This window comes from Vibrio natriegens NBRC 15636 = ATCC 14048 = DSM 759, assembly GCF_035621455.1.
Lineage (GTDB): Bacteria > Pseudomonadota > Gammaproteobacteria > Enterobacterales > Vibrionaceae > Vibrio > Vibrio natriegens.
The window spans coordinates 1,511,445-1,537,001 of the sequence record NZ_CP141823.1 but is presented as its reverse complement, the minus strand read 5'-3'; the positions used below and the strand labels follow the sequence as shown (position 1 = coordinate 1,537,001).

Genomic DNA, 25,557 nt, shown 5'->3' with positions numbered 1-25,557 from the left:
ATCCTACATAAGTCGATTCGGTACTCAAAAACTTTAACTCGTGGAATTTTATGTTAATTAGCTCGTTGCAATAGAAGTTAGTTAGTAGCACTCCCTCTCTCGCTCAAACTTACTCCTGATACCGACCCAATTATGAACGGCAACATCCATCACCGTGGATGAATACACGTCAATTAAGTTTCTCTGTTGGTTTTGGGTCTTTTGGGCTGTGATTTATTAGCCTCAATATCAACGCACCTATGAAAATAGCGATACTTATCGATACTAAACGCTTGAAACCTGAAGAAAGTGAATCCACGCCTTCATGATTAATAATTTGATAAGTGATAACCACAAAATTGGTGAACAATAATTGATAAATCGTAGAATGACTTTGACGACGAATTGCGTAACAAGCTAATTGGATACCCAAAAACAACGTGAAGCCCAGCACAACCCAATAAGGTGCTCCAAAACCATATAACAGCATGATAGGTAAGGTAAATAAAATGCCTGCTGCTGTGGTTACTAACCTTTGAGCGCTAAAATCCCTTTGATGAAAGGACATGGGAAGTTTAATCATGCTGCTAACGGTAATCGCAATAAGCATTGTCTGAGAGCTTCCAATACCTATCAAAATAGCCAAAGCGATACTCATCGCAGTAGCCTTAAACATCGCAATCCCTAAATGCGCTTCACTCCCTTTAATGCCTTCATCGGGCAAGATATCTTCCTGCTCACCAGGAAATAAGAAGTGAGATAACCAGAAGACAACTATCGCGATCAAAAACGCTTTAAAGATAACTAACGGTACTCCGCTAATTGCAAAGTTCATCTGTTTACTTACTACCGTTGCAATAATCAAGACAATCAAAGTTAATGTTGAAATGATGTCTTGTGGATTCTTATGACTACGGTAGTAACTCCAACAAAATAGAGACCAGCAAAACAAAGCATAACCCGTAGGGGTATCGGACAAAATTCGCGCAAAGAAAACCACAACAAAGCTAACAAATAAAATAACAACAACAACCTGTAGAATCATTTTAATTGGTGGCTTTGCAGGTAACGTGGTCAACAGTATGACCACGAACATAGGGGCTAAAATAGGTAAAGGCTGACCAATGTACTTTAAATAGAAAAGTAGCAAAATTGGCGCAAATACTATTTTTATTACTGGGTTAACGCTGCTACGAAACATAAGTCCATACACTAACAATTCTCATCCATAGTCCCGCTAACCACTCCCCTAACGAACTTTGTTCGGTATAAAACGCTACCGTTGCTTGAGAGCCATAACGAATGTTTGGCGGCACACCCTTAAACACAATATTCACTGGGTATCTCTGAGCATTTAGCGAGGTCGTGTCAGCTCGAATGAACCCGGTGTTTGCATCTATATTATTACTGTCTCCTGTACCCCATCCAACGTTATACACTTCGCCTTCTAATACCCTGCCCGGTAGTGAATCCAATACAACTTTGACAGTTTGCCCAACTTTTATGTATTCCAAAGAGTTTTCGCGAACTAAAGCTGAAATCCAAATCTCCCTGGGATCAATAAATGTCAGCATCGGCGTGCCGACAGAAGCTGGCTGGCCTAAAGTAAGTTGAAGGTTGGTAACAATACCGTCAGAGGGTGCGACAACAGACGTTTTTTGTAGATTCAGCTGTGCCTTTTCAAGCCTAGCCATTGCCGCCAATATTTGAGGGTTGTTGTTACCCTCGGGGCCAAGATTTTGTTTAGCCTGGACAAGAGACGCTTCAGCCGCTTCCAATGAGGCTTGCGCTCGTGATTTCGCTTCAATGGCGTTGTCTCGCTCGGATTTACTAAGAACGCCACGTGATGCCAATTCAGAAATACGTGCAGCTTGCTCTCTGGCATTATTTCTAGCCGCGAGCGCATCGACGACCTTCGCCTGTGCGACCTCGACGGCAGCAGTACTCGCCCCTATAGTTTGCCCGGCGATCGCCAAATTAGCCTGAGCTTCACGCACTGCGAGTTCATAGTTTCTCGCGTCAATCTTAAAAAGCACATCACCAGCTCGCACTACTTGATTGTTCTTAATATTAACGTCAACAATGTTTCCTGCTACTTCCGGAGCGATACGCACTAAATACGAATGTACTCTCGCAATGCTGGTAATTGGCGTAACTCGATCAGACCAAAGGCTATACAACCAGATAAACAACACCAATGTAATAATGTATATGCTTAGTTTTCTTGACGATTTTTCTGTGTTTGACATTTGCTACTTCTTTTTATTTTGGTAGGTTTCGTAAACTGAAGAGTGGCTCATAATAAGCGTTAGACAAAGTCTTCAATTAACAAATACACTAGAGTTAAACAAGTTAACTGAGCTGTTTTTAATAAGATAGAACAATATACCACCGCGTTTTTTTCATACTCTCCCCTCGAAGATTTGACGCACTAAACCGTATTTGAAAACTCTATTTTGTCTTACCACCAACATTTCTAGTTTATCAGAAACTTAACCGTATTAGCTCGACATGCATTTATTAAACATCTATTTGGAATGAAATACTTAGAACTTAGTAGGCAGAATCCTCCAAAAGAACTGACTATGATAAATTCGAACGCTAAACCACCCTCTTACTGAATATAATTCGACACTCGTGTAAGAAAGGTGAATGAAAATTCATTATTTTTCCTTTATATGCAGATCAAGTTGAGGATAAGAGATTTCCACCTCATTCTCTTTGAATAACTGATTAATTTTCTTGTTAACCAGATGAAGCGTTGGCAAGCGGTCATCAATTGAATTGATATAAAGTCTAAGCTCAAATTCCAAACTGCTATCACCAAATTTCAGAAAATAAACTTGTGGTGCGGGAACGCTCAACACAAGCGGAGTATCAGCCACGGCTCGATATAATAAGTCTTCAACAAGGTCTATATCTGAGCCATAGGCAACACCAACAGGGATCACTACCCTAGTAACAGAATCCGTTAAGGACCAGTTGATAAGCTTGTCTGTGATAAATACTTTGTTGGGGACGACAATCTCTTTATTGTCCCAATCGATAATGGTTGTTGAACGCGTTTGAATCTTGCTTACCGTTCCAGAGAGCTCGTTAATCGTCACTGTATCGCCAATCCTTATTGGCCTCTCAAACAGCAAAATCAAGCCTGAGATGAAATTGGCAAAAATTTCCTGTAACCCGAAACCCAACCCAACACCAATTGCCGCGATCAGCCATTGCAGGCGCTCCCACTCGACTCCGATTGTCGTAAAGGCAATAGTTATGCCGAGCATCAGGATCACATAGCGGAGTAATGTAGTGATCGTGTAGCCAGTTCCCGGTGCCAAACTCATCCTGCGTAAAACCAACAACTCTAAAAGACCAGGGATGTTACGAATACTCACAAAAGCTACAACTAAAGTCAGTAACGCATAGACTAAGGACTTCATAGTGATATCTATCGCTTCAGCATCGCCCCCCGAAGATTGAGTCACCTGCCATAAAACAACGTTGTCCATCCAGTTGGTTAACTCCAGCTGACTGGACCATACTGTCGAAAGCACAGTAACGAGCAAGACCAGACTCAGCCCTTTCAACAACGCCATTGACTGCTCGCTGATGGATGCCTTATCCAAACCCTGGTCTTCAGCATCAAAAGCCATGACATCTTCAGGCAATCCCTCGCTTTCCCGGGCAATCTTTTCCTCTCGTTTGGCAAGAAAACGCTGATAACTTAACTGTCGTTGCTCTAGAATCAACCAACGCTCACCCAGCTGATAAACCAATAATACCCCGGTTAACGCAAATATATTGAGCTGCTGAAGAACAAGTATCTTCCAAGAGCCAATATACAAACCCAGTATGGCCATAACAATAACCACAAAAAATGAACCAAGTATTAAATAATAAACAACAAAGAGCCCCATTCCAGATTGGAAAAAAGCAGGTAGGTGAGCATTAACATCGCCTAAATTTAACGCGCTCTTGTAAAGCACAAAAAGTAGAATGACCACTAGCAGATAGAGTATACGTAGAATTTCGGCATCATTTTGTTGAGCGATCAAACGGAAAAAATGGAAGAAAACCAGAATGACTAGTAAGGGAAACATTATCACTCGTATTCGATGATGAATCGTATGGCACACCTCCGTTGACCACCGAAAATGCAACTCAAGCACCCCTTTCTTTCTGCTCAAGTGATAGAGAAAACCAACACTCCATAAGAGAATAAAGCTGGCAACCATGACCTCATCGAACAGAATTGACGGATGGCGTGCCCATATGAAATCTATAAACCACACACAGGTAAAGAAAAATATCGGTAGAATTGACGACGCAACAAATGTTATCAACAACACAACGATGCTGTTTGAAAAGCTGTCTTTTAACGGATTTCCAAATACCTTTTCTTGCCGCTGAGAAACAAGATCAAGTTTTAACCTCGACCACCAATTTAAAAACAGCAATAGCAGTGAGAGTCCAACAAAATAGACTAATGAAAGACGCGCCTTAGACCAGTCGATACTCTGAACACTTGAACTGATCACTTCTCTTACGCCAAAAAGTTTTCGGCTGTCGAGCTTAAAAACGTTTTCCCAAATCGGTGAGTTACTGTATGTCCAAACTTGGCGTTCTTTAAAGAAAGCTCTGGCGTCTTCGAGGACTAGAGAATAGTCACTAGACACTGCTATTAACGAGTCTATCGCCGTTGAAAGCGTTTTATATAATGCAATCAATTCCTGGAGCTTATCCGACTCCAAAACCCGTTTCGCTTTGCTTATCTCATATAGTCGAATGTTAACCTGTGCCCGATAATCCTGAAGACTTTCAAGGTCGACGTTTTGGGGCAACTCTTGCAGCATTTTTCTGGTGTAAGCTCCGAATTCCGTTGTTTTATTAAGCCAATCCAGATTACTTTTTATCACCTCCAACTCTTCTGTAAGCTCGGCGTACTCCAGACTTACTCTTTCCAAATCTGTCGACATTTTGGCGATTTCGAGCTTAACCTTATCAAGCTCGATTTCGAGCTTATGAGTATCGGTGAAGTACTCTTGGTCATACTCGATTTCTCTCTCTATAAAGTTTTCCCTGTTGAAAACTTTAGAGTAGGCGGTGTGCTCCTCATAGGTAAGAACGTAGATGGAAATCGACATGACAACCATGATCGTAAATGCAACGACATAGGAGAAAATTTCCTTTTTTCTAATCACAGCCACCCCTTACCAATACGGAGAATCAGGGAACACATTTGTCACAAATGATTATAGACTTACCACGGTTAACCCTGGCTAATCTCCGCTGACAAAACTTCGAGAATCTGCGTGAGCGCAACGCCCAAACCTCTCGCGTATGCTTCAGGCGTTCTCTCTGACAAATCCACTTGTCTCAAAATCTTTTTATCAAAGATGATCGTTGGTCGAACACTCGAACTGTCTACCAATATGAATTGAATTTCCATTACGGCTGTTGGTGTTTGGTCCTTTCTGAAATCACCGTACAATTGCGTCACGATGGTCTTTAAAACCAACGGAGTAGAAACCCCTGAACTGTATGGAACCGCATGTTCAACTAGACCAGAACGAGTAAGTGTGGTTGGTAAGTGGCTTTCGATCAAAGTGCTCGGCTCGGATATATAGCGATTGTAATAATCCGTCTCGAAACTCACGTCTGATAACCTGAAAACCATCTGAGTGTTATTGAAAGGGCTGTCTACGCGAACGCTATCAATGAGTAAAAACTCAAACTTTGGGGAAAAGGTTTTGTCAGAATCATCAAGCACGATGGTGTAGTGCTTGGGGCTTTCTACCGGCTCACTGATACTGCAACCGGCTAATGCAATAGAACACAAAATCAAAGGGAGTAATTTATTAATATTCATAACTGACCACACTTGTTTGATTATGTATGTTTAAATTATCAATCCAGCTTCAACTTCTCGGGCTCAGCACTAAATATGATGCTAGATGGCTGACTCTTCAAAGTCTCCGAAAAGTCCTTTAGATTTTCCACCGTGACCCTGAGGTCTTTTATTACATAATTAATATCTGACTGATTGTCGGCCATAATGACGTCTAGCCTGACAGCAGCTCGGTCTAAATCATTGATTAATTGATTCAGCTCTCCCCCATTATTGAGGGTCGTATTTAGCTTTTTACTGATCTGCGCAACGGATGACATGATCGCTTTAATTTCAGCGTCCGAAACCACGCCATCAACACTTTTCACCATTTGGTTCGTGTTCTTCAATAGCTCTATCAACTGCACATTCAGACTTTCAACATCTATCTGCCCAATGCTGCCGTCGAGAGTCTCAATTAGCATATTGATATTGCTTACCAGTGTATTGATATCTGCCTCGTCCAAACGGTCAATGAGGTTCTGTATGCCGGAAACAATTTTACCTGTAGAGCTTTTTGTCGATGGTACATAGGGGTATTCTGGAGTCCAATCAAAGCTCAAGCCTTTCTCTGTTGATATAAAGTCAAACGATAGGAACTGTTGGCCAGTGATACCAGCTAACTGAGTTGTCGCTCTCAGCCCACGATCGATGGCCACTTGAACACTCATGTCCCACTCAGCAACTGTCTTTTTAGCACCAGTAATTTCACTACGAACCACAACATATGACCTTCTGTTTTCTCTTGGTACATCCGATTCATAGATAGCATCGGAGAGCTCAATCGATACCACCTCCCCTGCCGTAATCCCTCTGAACCTCACGGGCGCGCCTACATCAAGTCCTGAGACTGACTCATCAAAGTAAGTCTCGACTATCATCTTGGGCTCAAATAAGCTCCTTCCTTCCAAAATGAACAGGACAACAAATAGCGAGATTAACGCCGAAACCACAAACAGCCCTAATTTATAACTGCCTTTTGAATCATCCATTACTTAGCTCACTCTCTTGTTTTAGTGCATCTGGCTGCCGATTGAAAAACTGGCGAACCCGCGTATCTTTACTGTTATCTCGTAAATCTTTAGGGCTGCCCTCTGCGATAATGCTTCTCGATATAGGGTCGAGCATGATTGCCCTATCGGCGATAGAAAAAATACTTTGCAGCTCATGCGTCACGATGATGAATGTGTATCCCAAACTCTCTCTCAAATTTAAAATGGTTTGATCTAAGTTCGCCGCAGTGATTGGGTCTAAGCCTGCCGACGGTTCATCCAAAATCAAAATATTCGCCCCAATCGCCATGGCCCTGGCAATACCGGCTCGCTTGAGCATCCCTCCAGAGAGCTGACTTGGCATGAGTTCCGCTGAATGCCCCATCTCTAACAACTCTAATAATGTCCGGGCAATTTTATTTTTCTCTGGCAGACCGAGGTCGGTAAATTCATCTAAAGGGAAACGAACATTTTCTAATATGTTTAATGATCCAAACAACGCGCCGCTCTGATACATAACACCAAGCTCGCGCTGAATGGATGACTTCTCCGACTGTCCCGCATGAACGATACTCTTGCCATTAATGGATATGTCGCCAGACATTGGCTCATACAAACCAATAATGTGTTTCATTAGACTGGATTTTCCGCAGCCCGAACCACCTAAGATAACGAGAACCTCACCACGCCTTACATTAAAGCTGGCGTCTTCTAGCAGGATTTTATCGCCGTACCCCATTTTTAAGCCGGTGACCACGACTGCATCATCTTTATCTGGATCATTGAATGCCGAATTCATTGGACACCCTCAGGTTAGTAATACGGTAAAGAAGCCATCAATCACGACTATCCATATGATGCTGCTCACCACTGCGCTTGTTGCCGCCAAGCCGACCGAAGTCGAACCTTGGCCAGTGGCTAACCCCCGCTCACAACCGATGACTGCAATAATGAACCCAAAAGTGGTCGCCTTTACCAAGCCAAATATCAAGTCCCAAGCAGAAAGTGCATTTAAAAGTTGGTTGTAATATTGGACGAAACTTATATCGAACTTCAGTAAGACAAGGGCACCACCGAAAACACCGACAATGTCGGCAAGTATGGTCAATAGAGGGAGAACGATAACGGAGGCATAGATGCGAGGTATGACGAGAAACTCCACAGGACTTATCCCAAAGGTGCGCAGTGCGTTTATCTCTTCATTGACTTTCTGTGTCCCAATCTCCGCGGCGAATGCCGCACCAGTACGACCTGCGAAAACGATCGCCGTCATCAATGGGCCTAACTCTCTAAACATGGATATCCCAATCCCATCCGCTACGAACAGAACTGCACCAAATTGTTGAGCAACTAAGCCAATTTCAAAGGCAATGATGACTCCCATTAGAAAGCCAATTAACAGAATGATAGGGACCGCATCCGCCCCTGCCCTTGTCGAAATATTCGAAACGGTCGCCCAGTTGACGTTTTTCCTCCCACGTATTCCTATCTTAAAAACCAGTACGCACTCTTTGATAAACTTAACGACAGAACCGACATAAACGAGCATTTCCATCGTTGCTTGCCCGACACGCTCGAAAAAAACACTTTTTCTTTTAACGTTGGCAGACGTACTCCTCGTGGGCACAGGGGGAACAAGCTCTGCCAAACTAGGTTTGAGGCCAATTATGGAAATTTCAGCGCCAGGAGCACGAAATCGGGTTTGTAAATCCGATAAGAATGCGACACCAGAGATGTCAATAAAGGTGAGATTGCTCGCGTCTACCACGATGGGAGAATTTGGGTGTGAATCGAGAAGCTTGTTCGCTTTATCCCAAAGCTCTCCAACAACAGCAGAAGTAATGCTATCAGCCAACTCAATTTCTAAATTGCTTTCATTCATAGACTTCCACTCACCAATAAACACACACCCACATTGCGAAAAATCACTCAATACAGAGTAAAAACTGCGGATACTTACCTCGATTAAGCTTAGCCAACGTTTCAAGGTTTCAGTTGTCGTGATGAGTCTAATTGATTAATTAATCATGTTAATTCCGGAGAATATGATCTTTGTCATGAGTTCACCTCGCCATTCAAAACGCACTAATGGCCAAAGAAATGCACCAAAAGTTCCTCTTCAACATCAAGGCATCGACCTCTGAATGAAAAACGAGTGATGGTTGCACGCCCCAAACATGATGGATGTCATCCTACATAAGCGATTATTTGAAGTAGATCACTTCCTTTATATTTGTCCCATCAAATAACTCTGAGGCACAACCCATGAACCCAATGCCGCATGAACTCGTGTGGGGCGAGATTTACTTCCCCCCATTGTTGCTGGTGATCGGATTGGCTTACGTTCTGACCACACTAGTTACATCCTTCGCTGTTCGTTTGGGCCTACACAAACATGTGGCGTTCCCAGCGATAGCTGAGCTGAGTTTAATTGTTATTTTCACTGGCGTTATCGGCCAATTTATTACGATATTCTGAGGTAAGTTCACCGTGATTAAACGTTATCTAATTAGTCTGTTATTGCTTTGTGGGGCAGGAGCTGTGGCCTATTCCTACTACGAAACATACGCGAATAATCCGTGGACAAGAGACGGTCAAGTCAGTGCTTATGTCATCTCGGTAACACCGCGCGTCACAGGACAGGTAACAAACGTATACGTAGCTGATAACTCAAAAGTTAAAAAAGGCGATTTGCTATTTGAGATTGACCCAAGCATCTACCAAGCGACATACAACAAAGCGTTGGCAAGCAAGAAGCAAGCCTCTGCACTCCTGGCTAAAGCGAAAAATGAAGAACTACGCGCCATTAATCTCGCAAAGCGTAGTCCTGGTGCCGTACCGGCCTTAACGCTAAGCAATTTAGCAAACGCCGTCGAAACCTCAGCAGCAAACGTAGAACTGGCCAAAGCAACGATCGAGGAAGCACAACTTAACCTCGATTACACCAAAATTTACGCGCCAACTGACGGATTCATTACCAACTTAAATGTTCAGGCAGGTTCACAAGTGGTGGCCAACTCTCCAGTCGTTGCTCTTATTGATGAGAACAGCTTTTGGATTGAAGGCTACTTTAAAGAAACTGACTTAGCGGGTATTAATCCAGACGACCGAGCCTACGTGACGTTACTGATGCGCGATGATGTGCTGTTAGAAGGCAAGATTAAAAGTATTGGTTTCGGCATCGCTAAAAAAGATGGTACTACGGGCAACGATCTCCTGCCTAATGTAAACCCTAACTTTCAGTGGATACGCCTGGCTCAACGAATTCCAGTCAAGGTAACACTGGACGAGATCCCTGAGGGTCTACAGCTACGTGTCGGCATGACAGCATCCATCAAAATCATGAAACACTAATAGGTAAATACCATGCTCAATGCCTCTTCCAAAGAAGCCATTAAAGTCGCGCTATCTATCGTGATTGCGCTCAGTCTTGCGCTATGGTTCCAGTGGGAAAAACCGTACTGGGCTGCAATTGCAGTTGTGGTTATGGCATTGAACGAGAGCTATGCCCATTCCATTCATAAAGGACACAACCGTGTGTGGGGAACGCTAGTCGGTATCGCTTATGCGCTGTTCTTAATTGGTACGTTTCCCCAGGATCCTTTCTTGTTCCTGAGTTTTCTAACCATGTTTCTTGGGTTATGTATTTTTATGTCAAGCGACGAGAAATATGGATACATATTTTCGATGGCTTTTACAGTATGCTCCATCGTCGCTTGCATGGGTCAATTTGATGATCAAACTATATTTCACTTCGCAATATTACGTCTTCAAGAAACGGTACTAGGTGTAATAACGTTTTCTGTTGTTTATAGAATTGTTTGGCCTATTAATACCGAACAAAATTTTATCCAGAATTTTGAAAATAGTCGAACTCTGTTACTTGAAGAATTAAAAAATAAGCACAACTTTAATATTGAAGCGCTTGAAGCTAATGCGGGTAATATTAATAAGCTATATCAGCTATTAAACTTGCCATTAAAGGACAGCTATCAACTAAGGCAGCACAGACGAGTTTGGCTTGATCGAGTCAATGAAATGACTCATATCCAAGAAAGACTACTGAGTCGAGTGAATAACTCGAATGAAAACAGCGCTGAATGGAAAGTGTTGGCAGAAAAATTAGAAAACTTTTATGTAGATAAGCCTCAAACGTCTCTTATCGGCTTTAAAAACAGCAATAAAACTGAAAGTGTCAAAATATCAATTCACCAGAAGAAACGGACACTTACCCAACATTTCAAAGACGATAGACGTAAAGTTTTTCATGGTGTGTCGATGTTCGTAACATCATTACTCGTTTGGATTTATCTCCCGGTACCTGGTGGTTCAATTTTCCCAATGATTGCAGCTGCTTTTTCTTGCATCTTGCCGACAATGCCGCCGAGTGTACTCAAAGATGCCTTCTTCGGCGTAATAGGTACTGGAACGGTAATTTTACTGGAGTATGTGTTTTTGATGCCCCTAATGACCGAACTATGGCAGTTAGCACTATTCTACTTCATTAACACAATAGTGATTTGGGAGGTTTTTTCAGCACCAAAAATGATGATTCATCGAATACTAGGAATCAATCTATTGGTCGTACTTACCTCTGGCGCTTTAAACCTGACTCCAACATATAAAATTGAAACGCCAATTCTTATGCTGACGAATATTTTAATTCTTCTTCTGATTGGGAAGTTATTTTCAGATCTATTTTGTAAACCTCAAAATTTAAAATAACAGACCATTAAACATAATAAATTTACTGATTTCCTCAAGGAAGAGGTATTTGACTAACTTGAGGACATGCTATTGTGAAAATAAACTTCGTACTGGCTTTTTTGACAGTTCTATTTGCCCCATTGGGCTTTGCTCAAGAATCATTTTTCCCTATTTGGGGTGATGAAGCTGAAAAGCGAGGCTATTCACTACCTAAGCCTTACGGCCTTTCTCTTTCCTATATGGATATGAGCAACCCTATTACAGTCAACAGCATTGATTTGACAGGACACCCTGTACTTGACGCGCTTGATATTGATGCCAACCACGCCGATTTTACAGGCTCAAATATTACTCTGAGGGGAGATGTCTGGATTTTTCCGTTTATGAATATCTACGGCATTATTGGTTATACCCAAGGTACCAGTACTGCAAAAATTAACTCACTCGGCTGTGATGCTTCCTCTGTGAACGGTATCGGAAACAAAGCTCTGTGCTCGTTGCTGGATGCTGCAGGCGACGAGTTACCGGACAATGCCGTATTTGAGCTGGATATGGACGGCGGAACCTATGGCGCAGGTACCACGTTGGCGGGAGGCATAGGAAATTGGTTTGCTTTACTCGATATGAACTACACCTACACCAGCATTGCCGCTATTGATGGCAATATTAAAACCTTCGTTGCCGCACCTCGTGTCGGGTATCGCTGGCAATATGATGGCGGACGCGAACTGCGCGTATTTGCTGGTGCCATGTATCAACATGTTCAACAAGAACTGTCTGGTGATCTAAAGAGCTTAAATCTACCAAAAGAAATCCATGAACTCGTCGATCACTTGAGTCCAGATGCCGGCTTCAATGTCAGTCAAACTGCTGACGAGAACTGGAACGGCGTGGTTGGTTTCCAATATGCCTTTAACAAAGACTGGGAGATCTTGATGGAAGCCGGATTTGGCGAACGTGAGACTCTGTTCTTTTCTCTAGGGCGTCGATTCTAAGCATTGAAAATCATGAAAAAAACACTCCCTCTTGTTTGTCTGTTTATGTCTGGGGTACCCCTCGCCGAGCAGACAGAGCAAAAACCAGAACAGCTTGAACAGACCATGTATCAGCAATATCAAGCGTGGCTTGAGGATCTATTGTTGGAGCTGGGCGCAGATGGTCAGTTCGATCCTAAAAAAGGCGTCGACTGGAGTGTCATGCCCGGGCCCTTTTATACTCCGGAGAAAAAATTTGGTATTGGCGTGTCGGCAGTTGGTCTCTATAAGCCAGATATCAACGATATGGACTCACAGCCAAGCTCGATTACCATTAACGGTTTTGGGTCAATCAACGGCGCTTATGGGATATCGATCAATAATGCCAACTACCTAAAAAACGACCAATACCGTTTATTTGTTGACGCTGAATTAACGGATTCTCCCGATGTATTTCATGGCTTTGGGGTTGACGCAGGAATGCACAATGAACGGGTCGATTATAACCGACGCAGTTATTCCGCCTCCATCACTGGTATGACGCGTATATTACCTAACACCTACTTAGGCATGGGTCTCTCGTTTTCCCATAATGAAGCGTCCAACGCCAAACAAGAAAACACAAACACACCTTGGATTGGTGATGATTTTGCGGAATTTCCTGAAACGCAGCGTAACATTGGCGGCTTGCTCAGTGTGACTTATGACTCACGGGATTTTGCCCTTAATGCATCAAAAGGAAGGCTGATTGAGCTTGAATATCAGAACTTCAGTACTGAATTAGGCTCAGACAATGATTTTGAACGTGTAAGGTTCAATTACAGTGACTACCACGCTCTATCGTTAATTCCTGGGGTTCTGGCCTGGCAGGTGCGTGCCGAATCTAATTTCGGTGACGTGAGCTGGGATCAAATGGCGATGCTCGGAGGCGCAGAGGCGCTGCGTGGCTACGAACAAGGTCAATATCGCGACAGAAACATGCTTATTTCCCAAGTGGAGTACCGGCAGCCGCTATCTGGTCGCCATGGCATGGTGTACTGGTTAGGAGCCGGCACATTGGCTGAGGAATTTGATCAACTGGGTCAAGACAAGTGGCTTTACTCTGTCGGCGTTGGCTACCGATTTGAAATCAAGCAGCGAGTTAACCTGCGTTTAGATATGGGCTTTGGTAACGATCAAAGCGGTTTTTACTTTGCAATTAATGAAGCGTTTTAACTGAAATGAACCGTTTACTTTTTAAACCCTTTTATACGATCGCCCTATGTACCTTCCTGGCTGGATGCTCATCGACTGATTGGGAAACCCATGCTGTGCCAACTTCGAATCAGGCCGCAGATATGCTAGCAGGCAATGTGACGACCAGTCAGAATTGGAATTTGGATGAGTCTCGCTTCCCTCAATTGACGGTACCGCAGAACGTTCGCCCGTGCTGTGCATTTGGGGATATGCAGAAAGTTAAATTCGGGCCAGTCCCAGTCCCTTTTTTCCGACTGAACAACATTGTCGAACTTGAGGAGATAGGTCCGCACAAGTTTGCCAGCGGGATATATCACTACACGCCTTCATCCTCATCGGCATTGGGCCATGGCGGCAGCGAAAATAACGGTATCTTATACACGCAGAAAGGTGGCTTTATAGACCTCGCCCATGTACGCGATACCGCCGATGACACCATGGGATTATTTTTTGAGATACTCGCTAACTTGGGTCAAGCCCACCGCATTGATTTACCAGCCGAATTAGGACCAAGATATATCGAGATGACCCCGTTCGACGCGTCTTTACTAACCGATGAGCAAAGGTGGTCTGTTGCTGCTCACCTTGCAGCGCGTTTAGCCTACTTCAAGGCGGAATCCCACGAAATTGCCCAGTGGCACGGCTACGCGAGTTTTTCAGGATGGCCAGAAACGATTTCAGCCTACTCGCTCGAAGATCTCTATTCCAATATGTTGGGCGCGAAAATAGTACTTAGCCTCATTCAACAGCATAAGGTATTGAACGAAAGGGACTATAACCAAAACGTAAGCTTGCTTCTCAATGCAAGCCTGCAAGAACTTGGTATCGTCGATAAGTCTCAAGCAAAAATGGTATTAGCCGCCGTCGACGGCAAATGGTGGAACTCACAAGAGTCGATCCCAAACAAGTACATGGTTCTGCAACGTCACTACGACCTTGGCGACCAGCAAAAACCTTATCTGTTGACTCCGGAGTTATTAGGTGAACAGAATCCGAGTTTGCAGTCTCTTGTGCAAGCTTCCGCCACAGTGCTGAAATTACCTGCATCTACTGAGTCACTAGAGCTTGATCGGATTGCCAGATTAGTGCTCGAAATAACACCGAGTTATGCAGACACCTTCAACCATATTCCAAAGCATATCTGGTCAGAGCGCATTGATCATACTCAGTTCCCGGTTATTGCGCAGTATGCAGAACAACAGGATAGTCAGGATTTGAAACAATTAGGTATTACTCATGAGTAACGTCCATTCTTTCATAAAAGTGATGAGGCTATTTATCGTCCCTCTCCTGTTTACGGGTTTATACGGATGCGCTAGCGGTAATCAGTATAAACTGCACTGGACCACTTTATCTCTTGTACACCGTTGCTTTCCTTCAATTTGTATGCCGGATAGTTAGCAGTGACACCAAACTCAAACCAAATTTCATGTAATCTTTTTGGGCGTTGGATAAACAAGTTCGATATTCTTGAGATAACCTCTGTGGACTGCCCCTGTATGTCAAATCAAGGCTCGGTGCTACTGTGGATCAGTTAGGTGTAACATTGATAATCAATGTGCATATTTTGCACATTAGCTAGTTCTATAGCCAAAACGACGCGCTCTGAAACGGTTTGGGGCTCAAACGTGCTAACCACGGTCGTGCTAGCGCGCCTATGGACAATTTCAATATATAGAAGCTATGGGAACGGCGAGGTTACTGGCCAACAATACAGTTACGACCTTGGTTTTTCGCCATATAGAGAGCTGAATCAGCTCTGGTGAAAGCACTTTGTAATGTGTCTTGAGAAGTTAAGTTACAGTAACCAATGCTCACTGTAATGGGAATGCTCATAGCTGATAAACGGCTCTGTGATTCCACTGATGAATGGATTGTATGCAACGTCGCCAGAGCTTGTTTGAAATCATTATCCGCAATAAAGATCACAAACTCCTCTCCTCCGTAACGGCTAACCAAATCACCCTTTTTTAGACTACCAGACAGAATTTTAGAAACATAAACGAGCGCGTTATCACCAACATCGTGACCAAAGCGATCATTTACTTTTTTGAAATGGTCAATGTCGACAACTGCAAGCGTTCCCTGAATAGGCAAATCACTCTGAAACAAATGGGCAATACGCTCATTAATGTAACGACGGTTGAACAATCCTGTCAGCTCATCCCTAATGGATCTTTCGTAGTGCCAGTCTATCTGATTAAAAAGAAATAACGACAATAATCCGCCTAACAAGAAGAAGCAAACTATGTTTTGAGTCACCACGACTGCGACACGGTAATACTCGACTTTACCTGTTACAGCCAATGCAAAAGTAGGAAAACCAGCAGCAACAAGGCAAACCAATGCAGCTAAAGCGAGCATACGCTCGCCCTTACCATTTGAGGTTCTATGTTTGTGACAAAGTAAAAAAGTGGAAGCGTACACCAGAGCAAAATTAACGAACGCAATCTGAACACGCAATTCAAGTGTATTTGGTACGAAGTGATAAATAAGAGTTTGTATCGCTGTATATGAGCAGACATGAACAATTGCTAGCTTCCATAACCACGGCTTAATATCGCGTTGATACCAACTTATAGAGCCAAATAGCAACAAATACGCAACTGTCATATACATAAAATTGTTTAATAAAACAGAATAAATAAGCGGAAGCCAGGAGCGAATAGCCATTGCAGCAAATGCAAAACCAAACAGTAAGAAAAAGTAAAAGAAATAAAGTGCTGATCGTCGTTGATAGTGAGTCAAGCCAGAGCGAATCTGAGATAAAAATATGCAGCCAACAGCACTACAAACAATATTGTTTATTACGCTGGCAAAATCTATAAGGCTTGAGCTTGAATTAATCACTACTTTTTTGCTTAGGCTAAGTGGGTCAAATGAACCGCTGATAATGTAAAGGTGACACAAAACACTCAAACATGTTAACCAATCACTCGATAAGAATCCATTAAAGTTAGATGAGATAAATCGGGTCGAGATGAAAGAAATGAGATTGCATCGAGTATCACACCTAATCTAAGCTAGGAGATGTCGAATTTACCGGTAGCACCATACTACACAGTAATTAGTCATTGGCTCTGTTAGATATTGCACATTGACTTTCCACTGGTGTCGATTTTTTACGACGCCCTATACTTTATTGGCTCAGTAAGATGAATTCAGCTTTACCCCAACGACGTAGCAGAAGTCCCTATCAAATACCCACCAACCATCATTAATACTCCAAATACCAATTTCCTCAACTGGTCGTTAGACAATGGGGGTGGATATCTCCTGGCTACCAAAGTTACTAGTGCGACTAACGGAACTGCAATGACGGACAACCAAATGATACTTGCACCTAAACTACCATCAAAATACACATAAGCAGTGCGCGAAGCAGAAGTACAGGCAAAGACCATCAATAGCGTGCTACGTACTAATTCAATGGAAAATGGCTGTCTGTAGAGATGATAAACAATGGGTGGTCCTGCCATGCCAAACAGCCCACCAGTGAGGCCGGAGCCGAATCCTGAAAATAAAAAGGACGTCGAAGCGGAGCGCATTACTAACGTCTTCGGTTTAAACATGAAATTGAGCCCTGCGGCTAAAATCATGATGCCTAGTAGACCACGTAATATGTTGGTCGCTGAGTCACTGAGTTGATCGAGCAAAAATACCCCAGCGATCACGCCAGGTACTATACCCGCCACTAAAGCCAGCATGATTTTAAGTTCCCCAGACAAGGGCTTACCTACCAATGCCACTAAGCAATTAAACAAAGTGACGATACTCACCACTGCGGCGATAACGGGCAGAGCAACCAGATTAAGACTCACAGTTAAACCGATCACGATGATACCGAGACCAAAGCCAGTCACGGTCTGAAAGTAAGTGCCAATCATGATGGCGGCAAGAATGGCGAGTAACGTCGGTAATTCCATTTATTTCCCTAGTTGGTTATGTCTTCTTTTATTGAGGCGGATGAAACTTGGTCTATTTTCTTATCTTGTTGAGCCTGAACCGCTGTAACCGCAATCACATTAAAAATGTCCTCAGCGCAACATCCCCTAGATAGATCATTCGCTGGCTGGTTTAACCCTTGTAACAAAGGGCCTATTGCCACCGCACCGCCTAACCTTTCTGCCAGCTTGTAGCCTATATTCCCCGCTTCTAAATTAGGAAATACCAGAACGTTAGACTGGCCTTTCACTTGCGAATCCGGCAGTTTTTTAGCAGCAATCTCAGTTACGATAGCGGCATCCAACTGAACGTCTTGGTCCACGGCGATATCAGGACAACGCTGTTTCACTAGCTGAGCTGCGTTGCGAACTTTGTCGACAGATTCATGCTTCGCGCTGCCATTAGTAGAGAAAGACAACATGGCCACTTTAGGTTCTTCCATTAATAGAGATTTAGCACTGGTTGATGCGGCAATAGCAATGGAAGCAAGCTGCGTTTCATTAGGATCAATCACCAGTCCGCAGTCACTGAAAATCAAACCACCCTTGAGGTTGTGAAAAGGTTCACACAACATCATCAAAAAGAAGCTCGACACCAACTCACAGTCAGGTGCAGGACCGATAATTTGTAAAGCCGTACGAACCACATCGGAGGTAGTATAAACAGCACCGTTCACCGTACCGTCAGCAAACCCTTCTTTCACCATTAAATTGGCAAATATGAGAGAATCTTGAACCTGTTCTAGGGCGTCGTTATAGGACATGCCTTTCGCTTTACGCAAAAGGTATAGACGGTCAGCTAATGCTTCTTTAAGAGGCGACCCCTGAGGCGAAACAATTTGAATGCCCGCAAGACTCACATTATGCCGCTCCGCAGCCTCTGCAATCACTTGTTGATCACCAACCAAAGTGATGTATGCCAATTGCTTATCCTCGGCCATCCGCGCTGCGGCAAGCACTCGAGGGTCTTCAGCTTCGCTCAACACCACTCGCTTACGATCTAACTGAGCTTTGTTGATAATCCTTTCCATCGCCTTCATACTATAAATTCCATTTAATGATACATTTTGTTCCATATTTTAATTAAATGTTAATCGCACTAATAAAAAAGATCAAATTTTATTCAGAAAATGGATATATACTAAATTGAAATGTACAATCTTAGACTTCGACGTATCGCAAGGATAAATGACTCTATGCCTACAGAAACACCGCAAGTTCAAGGAGATACTCCTACGCTCAGACTTTTTGCACTATTAGAGGTGATAGCGCAAAAAGACGAGTTCATATCTCTACAAGGATTAGTAGAAGAAACCGGACTACCAAAACCAACCCTGCATCGTATGTTGCAGCAATTAGAGGCCGCAGGCATCATTCAAAAAGACGGGGATGAAAAACACTATAGCTCGGGTATTCGTTTGAGAAAGCTAGCCGAGAACTTGTTGCTTAATAGCACCATGCATAGCGCAAGACGCACAATTCTCGAGAACCTCAGAGAAGAGGTGGGTGAAAGTTGTAATTTAACAGCGCTGTCCAGCGGCGAGATCATCTACCTCGATCGTGCAGAAACAGAAGCCCCCCTTCGCTTCCATTTGCATCCGGGGTCACGAGTACCTGTTCACTGCTCTGCAACGGGCAAACTGTTTTTAGCGCATATGTCTAAGTCACAACGTAGGCGGCTTATTGAGAATGTTCCTCTCACTCAATATACCGTAAACACGATTACTGATTACTCCGAGTTGGAAAAAAACATCGAGGAAGCAAAAATCCAAGGTTTTGCCATCGATGATGAAGAGTTTCTGCCCGGTCTAGTCTGTATTGCCGTGCTTGTGCCTTCTCCGACAGGACAATCTAATCTTGGTTTAGCTATACAGGCCCCTGTTATTCGCGTCAAACCAGATGAAGCTATTAAGTTCTTGCCTACTCTGCAAAAAGCAGCGAAAGCACTAGCAAAAATAGAAGCCGATAACTGGGGCGAACATTAGTCCCCAAAATACTCAATGGATACGTTAGCCACTTAGCCTGGCAAAACAACCAACCCTGTGGCGCCAGTCGCTGACCTTATTGCCAAACACAAATCCTAACCCCAGTGAGATCCAATCTACTGGGGTTTGTCTCTTTCGATCGACATGACACAGATCGGTCACTTAAAAACGCAACCGAGAGCACGAATCGGCTGAGAACACACTTCGAGTGGCTATGGTTCTACCATACTTGTTCCACTATTGTGTTTTATATGAATGTAAAAGAAGAAATGGAATAGAATGGATCGCTACCAATCAAATTAAAGATTGATAGCGATAACGAATGGAAAGCTGAGCTAGGATAGGTTTGATTTAACGTAGTAGCCGACAGCGACAAGTTTATTATCGAGCACTCGGTAATAAGTGTGCTTGGTTTCCACTTTGTTCGATTGAGGGTTTAGCCACTGATAGGTGTACACGCCTCGACCGTTTTTCTTAGCTAACGTCAGTAATTCGGTAAGAACAGGCTTATTATCCGGGCTTAAAATCTCATCATGTGAGCGTCCCACCAACTCCGGAGATGCGCCATGAGCAAGAAACTTTCCCGAACTAATGTCCATCACAAACACGTATAAATCGCCCTCAACAAAGCTTCCTTCAGGGTCGTTAAACTCATCAATACTTTTCTGCTCAGATTCCACCATGGCTTTCATCGCTCTAGCGAGTAACCGCTTCGCCTCGGATGTACTAGCGCGCTCTGGGTAGTAGCCGACGGCCACAATCACTTCGCCAACACGCTCAAAGAAGGTGGTTTTAGGCTCCCCCATACGGTCAGTAGGGTTGGTCCAGTTGTATTTCACTTCCCCGTAACCTTGATGTAGCGCCTTGGTGATCATTTCCCGAAAAAACGGTTTGCCGTAAACGTCTTGCGTATCAAGCACACTATCGCCAACCAACACCATAGACGAGCCACCGCTCGCTAGGAATTCACCGTCAATACCTAATGCAAAGACATACAGTTCCCCATCTATGTATTCAGGGTCACTCATGAAATCTTTTACGCTCTCCTCTCCTACTGTTTGCACATGTATAACTGCCTTGGCCAAGAGGGTTTTCGCACGCTTTTCCGCTTCACTTGCTACGTGAGGCTCCGTGATATCGAGTACATTCACGGCAGCGCTATCTTCCGCACGCAAAGCGACACTACCCAACACAATGGACAACGCACAACCTATAACAATCAGTTTCAATATGTTCATGGTTATCTCTCCTAATAGCCAACTAATGACGGTAGCCAAAGCGTGATTTGTGGGAAGAAGGCGATAACAAACACGCCCAGTACCGACGCAAGAACAAATGGGTGAATCTTAGCGGTAATCTGTTCAACTGTGGCTCCACCAATACCCGAGGCGACAAAGATATTTTCGCCGAGAGGCGGAGTTGCAAACCCTATCGATAACGTACAAACCACGACAATACCAACGTGAGTTGGGTCAGCGCCTAACATGTACATGATGGGCAACAAGACTGGCACAATGATCATAATCGCCGCTAACGTTTCCATAAACATGCCGATAAACAACAGTAATATGATGGTTAGTGCCCAAACGAGATACATATTGTCTGTAAAGCCAAGTAGTGACTCTGCTACCACTACTGGAATTTTCTGTTCAATCAGTAAGCGACCAAACACGGTTGCCGCAAATAAGATCAATAGAACTCGCCCAGTGATCCATGTCGTTGTCGACAACGATTTAAGAATGTTCTTAAACGAGAGTTCACGGTGTATAAACAAGCCAACAAACAGCGAGTAGAAAATAGCCACCACTGCCGATTCTGTTGGGGTAAACATACCGCTATATATGCCGCCAAGGATCAAGAACGGCGCTAAAACAGACCAAAGCCCGCGGCGTAATGATTGCCTGATTTCTCCAAATGACCAGTTTTCTGTCAGACCTTGATAGCCTTGCTTTTTCGCAATCATGTAGTTGGTAATTACCAAGGTGGATGCCATGATTAGTCCTGGAATCACGCCCGCAACAAACAGCTTTGGAATCGATAGTGATGCAAACTGACCATGTTGAGCAATGGCCTCTGGCGGTGCCATTAAGCCCATGGCAGAGATACCGAAGATAACCAGCGGAATCGATGGCGGGATAATAATCCCAAGCCCACCTGATGCAGCGGTTACTGCGGAAGCATAGCTTTTTTCGTAATCGCGCTTAACCATTGCGGGTACCATTAACATACCCACCGCCGCTGTGGTTGCTGGGCCAGAGCCAGAAATCGCTCCGAAGAACAGACACGCCATAACCGTTGCAGCCCCTAGGCCACCGGTCACTGGTCCCGCCAGACTTTCAGCAATATCAACTAAACGTTTGGAAATGCCAGCGGCTTCCATCAATGCGCCAGCCAATACGAAGGATGGCAGTGCCATCAACGGGAAGTTGCCCACTGAAGTAAAGGCTATTTGCACTAGTGCAATGGGGTTTTTATCCAATATCAAGTAGGCAGCCATGGATGCGCCTGCGAGTGATACAGTAATTGGTGCGCCTAGAATTAACAGTGTTAAAAAACCACCAAATAGGATTAGAGTTAAATAGGATTCCATAATTACATCTCTCTGTTACGACTCTGGCAGTGACTTTTGAGCGGTCATTTTGCGAAGTTCTTTTACTTCTGGGTCTTCATTCTTGGCACCTTTACACAAGCGCTCATAGTTGTTCCAAATGATCCGAACCATCATCAGAGAAAATGCGATCGGTAAAATCATGTAGAAGTACTTCATCGGGATACCGGTCGTCTGCGATTTCCAGAAAAGATTCATTTTATTGAATACAAAGTCGTAGCAGAGGTACACAAAATAACCGTTAAACAGCAGCCATAGTAAATCCGCTATGGTTTCACTGATGGTCTGTACGATGGGCGGAAAGAACTTAAAGTGGAAACTTACTCGGTTATGGGCTGACATTTTCGCGGCAACCACCGCACCTAAATAAGCAAACCAGACAAACATATAGGTGGCAACTTCATCACCCCAAGGAATGGAATAGTCAAACAGCTGACGAGATAAAATTTGCGTAAAAAGTAGTAAGACAAAGCTCGCTAGTAATAAACAACAGGTGTACTCCTCGATGTTGTTTAAGTGCTTTCTAATTATTTTAGCGACTGACATATAACCTCCAATGTTAATTTTTACATGACAACCAGTCGCTCAATGTGTTTGAGCAGATAAACGAGTAACGCCATGCAAAAACCCTATCCAACGGGCTGCCGTCAGATAGGGTGTAACTAATCGTTATTGTCTACCCAGTAGCTCAAGAACGTTATCTAGCTTCTCTTTACCCCCAATGCTTGAGTAGAATTTTGGCCATACTGAAGTAGTAACTTTCTCTATCCACTCTTTTTCACCGTTTGCTGGGTCGGTGAATACCATGCCTTTACCTTCGAGATCTTTACGGATCTTGATTTCCGTTTCCTCTAAGTAAGCAAAGCTGTGATCTGTTGCCTCTTGACCGGCCTCAAGAATGGTCTTTTGCATCTCTGGAGATTGTTGCTGGAACACTGACTCACTGATGATGAGCGGTTCAAGCGAAAAGATGTAGCGGATGTTAGTAACGTACTTTTGTACCTCATTGAACTTCATCGCATACACTGTAATGTATGGGTTATCTTGACCGTCAACCACTCCTTGTTGCAGGCCCGTAAAGGTTTCAGACCAAGCCATTGGTGTTGGGTTTACGCCCCAAGCTTGGTAAGAAGCAATCATGATTTCGTTACGAGGAACACGAATCACCAGCCCTTTTAGATCTTCTGGCGAGGCAACTGGCTTCTTCGAGTTGGTCAATACTCGAAAGCCTGAATACGCCCAACCTACGATTCGAACACCAGCATCACGAATGGTGTTTTCTACCAATTCCTGACCTACCTTTCCTTGTGTCAAAAGCACGGCTTCTTCAGGGCTTTGAATCACATATGGCATCGTTAATAAGCCAACCGTTGGTGAAAATGGAGTCACGTTGTTAATTGCTAAAACGGAAAAATCTAACAGACCAATAGCCGCATCATTAACGGTGTCTTGTTCATTACCCAATTGTCCATTTGGGAATAGGTCAATTTTTACTTTGCCATCTGTCTTTTTCTCCATCAACTCGGAAAAAGTCTTGGCTAATTCCCATTGCGTTCCACCAGCAGCATCGCCGATAGCCATTTTGAAGTTTGCTGCGGAAGCCGTGTACGAAAACACTGCTGTCGCTGCAATTGTCACTCCAGCAATGATTTTGTTTTTAATAAGTTTCATAGTCTTAACCTTTCATAACGTACAGACATCCACTCTGTACTTTGCTTACAAGGTGACCTGGTACAACTTTCCTGGTCGTCGTCATTTCCCTATTTTGGAGATAGGCTTTGAGTGTTACAGCACTTCATCCTTTAGTGAGTACCACTGGTAAAGGAATCGCTGTCCAACTCGCCTAAATGGTGCAAACATCTCCGATTCCACCACTTCCCTCACGTTTGGAAACGGAAGTTTTGATTCGAATATTGGTAAGTCGAGCTTGTGTCCCTCTCCTCCAATCCACTGAGCCAGACGTTTACCGGCTTGCGCTGAATACATCACACCATTACCGCCATAACCCAAGGCGTAGAAGATGGATTGTGATGGATTCGGTTGATAGATTCTTGGCATCATGTCGTGGCTTACGTCCACCCACCCCCACCATGAGTAATCAATTTGGATTTGGTCTAATGCTGGGAATTTTCGCGTAAGGTCTGAACGTAACATGTCCTCGTATTTCTTCTCTGGCGCATTCTTACCGGTAATCGCACTACGAGTTCCAATCTGAACTCGATTGTCTGGAAGTAAACGATAGTAATGACGAAGTACGCGAGTATCCGTAATCACCTGATTGGTTTTGAAGTTACACGCGGCAATTTCGTCTTGAGTTAAAGGACGCGTTACCATTGAGTTTGATAAGACTGGGAGCAAACGGTTTTTTAACTCCGAGTGCAGACCCTGACTGGTATAACCGCCAGTACAAACCCCCACCGAGCGAGCCTTTACCACACCACCAGGTGTTTTGAGGTAGTGTACGCCACCGCGAGTTTCCCACCCCATAACAGGGCTAGCTGGATGGACCTTAACACCCAACGCGCGCGCTTTTCTCAAGTAGCCAAAAGCCAACTTACCTGCATGAATGCCAATACCTTCTGGTTCGTGCATTGCACCTGCCGCTTCTTGGTCGCCGACATAGTCTCGTTTTACCGTGTCAGCATCTAGAATTTGCGCATCGTAGTTGAAGGTTTCGCGAAGCAATTTCGCTTCTTTCTCTAATCCCGGCATCATCTTGGGACGATGGGCCACATACAGGTGACCACCGGGTTGTGGGTCACAGTCGATATCCTTGATCAGTTCCTTGAATGTGTTCATGCCATCCACACACTCGCGGTGCATTTTCAAAGCCGTTTCAAGGCCCCAACGTTCAATCCACTGAGAACGCTTTAGTCGTCCTGACGCACATTGAGCCTGACCGCCATTACGGGTGCTACACCCCCAACTCAAGCGATTCGCCTCGATAACTGTTGCTTTAATCCCATACATTTCCGCAAGGTGAATTGCAGTACTTAAGCCTGTAAACCCAGATCCAATAATCGCAACATCGACATCCATATCCGATGTGATTGGGCCATCGTCTTCCGGTGGAGCACCCGCTGTATCTACCCAGTAAGTTGGGGCGTATTCTTTGCCATGACCCGGCGTTTTATCCTTTAGCGGATCATATTTAGGATCGTATTTATCTTTCGCTTGGGTGCTTTTCGCATTAGTTTCTACAGCATCGACTGCTGGTTCTTCCATTACTAAACTCATAATTCGACTCTCCT

At 43.9% G+C, this 25,557-nt stretch carries 22 protein-coding genes; 7 read left to right on the top strand and 15 right to left on the bottom strand.

Annotated features, from left to right (window positions below):
• Nucleotides 1-169: 169 nt before the first annotated feature.
• The 7 genes from VER99_RS21305 to VER99_RS21275 form a co-directional block, all read right to left on the bottom strand.
• Nucleotides 170-1,180, bottom strand: a complete 1,011-nt coding sequence (locus VER99_RS21305) for a DUF2955 domain-containing protein (protein ID WP_020335175.1) — start codon at nt 1,178-1,180, stop codon at nt 170-172.
• Complete coding sequence (locus tag VER99_RS21300) at nt 1,170-2,228, bottom strand: HlyD family secretion protein (RefSeq protein WP_020335176.1); 1,059 nt, start codon at nt 2,226-2,228, stop codon at nt 1,170-1,172. Before VER99_RS21300 ends, VER99_RS21305 begins: the two co-directional genes overlap by 11 nt.
• Before the next feature lie 414 nt (nt 2,229-2,642).
• The gene (locus VER99_RS21295) at nt 2,643-5,174 is read right to left on the bottom strand and encodes a mechanosensitive ion channel domain-containing protein (RefSeq protein ID WP_024372891.1); all 2,532 of its coding nucleotides are present in this window, start codon (nt 5,172-5,174) and stop codon (nt 2,643-2,645) included.
• Nucleotides 5,175-5,242: 68 nt separating this feature from the next.
• Nucleotides 5,243-5,842 (bottom strand): ABC-type transport auxiliary lipoprotein family protein, encoded by a 600-nt coding sequence (locus VER99_RS21290; protein WP_020335178.1) that lies wholly within the window; start codon nt 5,840-5,842, stop codon nt 5,243-5,245.
• A gap of 38 nt (nt 5,843-5,880) precedes the next feature.
• Nucleotides 5,881-6,852, bottom strand: coding sequence for an MlaD family protein (locus VER99_RS21285; protein ID WP_020335179.1), 972 nt, complete (start codon nt 6,850-6,852; stop codon nt 5,881-5,883).
• The gene (locus VER99_RS21280) at nt 6,845-7,651 is read right to left on the bottom strand and encodes an ABC transporter ATP-binding protein (RefSeq protein ID WP_020335180.1); all 807 of its coding nucleotides are present in this window, start codon (nt 7,649-7,651) and stop codon (nt 6,845-6,847) included. The genes VER99_RS21285 and VER99_RS21280 overlap by 8 nt, the downstream gene beginning before the upstream one ends.
• Nucleotides 7,652-7,660: 9 nt before the next feature.
• Entirely contained in the window at nt 7,661-8,734 is a 1,074-nt protein-coding gene (locus VER99_RS21275) for an ABC transporter permease (RefSeq protein WP_020335181.1), read from the bottom strand.
• A gap of 383 nt (nt 8,735-9,117) precedes the next feature.
• On the opposite strand from VER99_RS21275, the gene VER99_RS21270 reads away from it, so the two are divergent.
• From VER99_RS21270 to VER99_RS21245, 6 genes are all read left to right on the top strand, one after another.
• Nucleotides 9,118-9,330: a DUF1656 domain-containing protein gene (locus VER99_RS21270; protein ID WP_014234514.1), complete on the top strand. Its 213-nt coding sequence runs from the start codon at nt 9,118-9,120 to the stop codon at nt 9,328-9,330.
• A 12-nt stretch (nt 9,331-9,342) separates the two neighbouring features.
• Nucleotides 9,343-10,206 carry an HlyD family secretion protein gene (locus tag VER99_RS21265; protein ID WP_014234515.1) on the top strand — a complete coding sequence of 288 codons (864 nt, stop codon included), beginning with the start codon at nt 9,343-9,345 and terminating at the stop codon, nt 10,204-10,206.
• Nucleotides 10,207-10,218: 12 nt separating this feature from the next.
• Nucleotides 10,219-11,577, top strand: coding sequence for an FUSC family protein (locus tag VER99_RS21260; RefSeq protein ID WP_020335182.1), 1,359 nt, complete (start codon nt 10,219-10,221; stop codon nt 11,575-11,577).
• 74 nt (nt 11,578-11,651) lie between these two features.
• Nucleotides 11,652-12,554 (top strand): hypothetical protein, encoded by a 903-nt coding sequence (locus VER99_RS21255; RefSeq protein ID WP_020335183.1) that lies wholly within the window; start codon nt 11,652-11,654, stop codon nt 12,552-12,554.
• Between the two features lie 12 nt (nt 12,555-12,566).
• The gene (locus VER99_RS21250) at nt 12,567-13,748 is read left to right on the top strand and encodes a BamA/TamA family outer membrane protein (RefSeq protein WP_020335184.1); all 1,182 of its coding nucleotides are present in this window, start codon (nt 12,567-12,569) and stop codon (nt 13,746-13,748) included.
• Between the two features lie 5 nt (nt 13,749-13,753).
• Nucleotides 13,754-15,013: a DUF4056 domain-containing protein gene (locus VER99_RS21245; RefSeq protein WP_065286551.1), complete on the top strand. Its 1,260-nt coding sequence runs from the start codon at nt 13,754-13,756 to the stop codon at nt 15,011-15,013.
• 454 nt (nt 15,014-15,467) lie between these two features.
• On the opposite strand, the gene VER99_RS21240 is transcribed toward VER99_RS21245, so the two are convergent.
• The 3 genes from VER99_RS21240 to pta form a co-directional block, all read right to left on the bottom strand.
• A complete protein-coding gene (locus tag VER99_RS21240; RefSeq protein WP_237333546.1) occupies nt 15,468-16,388 on the bottom strand; it encodes a GGDEF domain-containing protein in 921 nt (306 codons plus the stop codon).
• A gap of 548 nt (nt 16,389-16,936) precedes the next feature.
• Nucleotides 16,937-17,695 (bottom strand): TSUP family transporter, encoded by a 759-nt coding sequence (locus tag VER99_RS21235; RefSeq protein WP_020335187.1) that lies wholly within the window; start codon nt 17,693-17,695, stop codon nt 16,937-16,939.
• Between the two features lie 8 nt (nt 17,696-17,703).
• Nucleotides 17,704-18,753 carry a phosphate acetyltransferase gene (pta, locus tag VER99_RS21230; protein WP_020335188.1) on the bottom strand — a complete coding sequence of 350 codons (1,050 nt, stop codon included), beginning with the start codon at nt 18,751-18,753 and terminating at the stop codon, nt 17,704-17,706.
• Nucleotides 18,754-18,909: 156 nt separating this feature from the next.
• Between pta and VER99_RS21225 the strand changes: the two genes are divergently transcribed.
• Nucleotides 18,910-19,698: an IclR family transcriptional regulator gene (locus tag VER99_RS21225; RefSeq protein WP_020335189.1), complete on the top strand. Its 789-nt coding sequence runs from the start codon at nt 18,910-18,912 to the stop codon at nt 19,696-19,698.
• A gap of 335 nt (nt 19,699-20,033) precedes the next feature.
• Here the strand turns inward: VER99_RS21225 and VER99_RS21220 are convergent, their stop codons facing one another.
• The 5 genes from VER99_RS21220 to VER99_RS21200 all read right to left on the bottom strand — a co-directional run bounded on the left by VER99_RS21220 (nt 20,034) and on the right by VER99_RS21200 (nt 25,543).
• Nucleotides 20,034-20,936: a cache domain-containing protein gene (locus VER99_RS21220; protein ID WP_020335190.1), complete on the bottom strand. Its 903-nt coding sequence runs from the start codon at nt 20,934-20,936 to the stop codon at nt 20,034-20,036.
• A gap of 11 nt (nt 20,937-20,947) precedes the next feature.
• Complete coding sequence (locus VER99_RS21215) at nt 20,948-22,288, bottom strand: TRAP transporter large permease (RefSeq protein WP_020335191.1); 1,341 nt, start codon at nt 22,286-22,288, stop codon at nt 20,948-20,950.
• A 15-nt stretch (nt 22,289-22,303) separates the two neighbouring features.
• Entirely contained in the window at nt 22,304-22,852 is a 549-nt protein-coding gene (locus VER99_RS21210; RefSeq protein ID WP_020335192.1) for a TRAP transporter small permease, read from the bottom strand.
• Nucleotides 22,853-22,975: 123 nt separating this feature from the next.
• On the bottom strand, nt 22,976-23,977 hold the full coding sequence (locus VER99_RS21205) for a TRAP transporter substrate-binding protein (protein ID WP_020335193.1): 1,002 nt from the start codon (nt 23,975-23,977) through the stop codon (nt 22,976-22,978).
• Between the two features lie 114 nt (nt 23,978-24,091).
• On the bottom strand, nt 24,092-25,543 hold the full coding sequence (locus VER99_RS21200; RefSeq protein ID WP_020335194.1) for an NAD(P)/FAD-dependent oxidoreductase: 1,452 nt from the start codon (nt 25,541-25,543) through the stop codon (nt 24,092-24,094).
• Nucleotides 25,544-25,557: the final 14 nt, after the last annotated feature.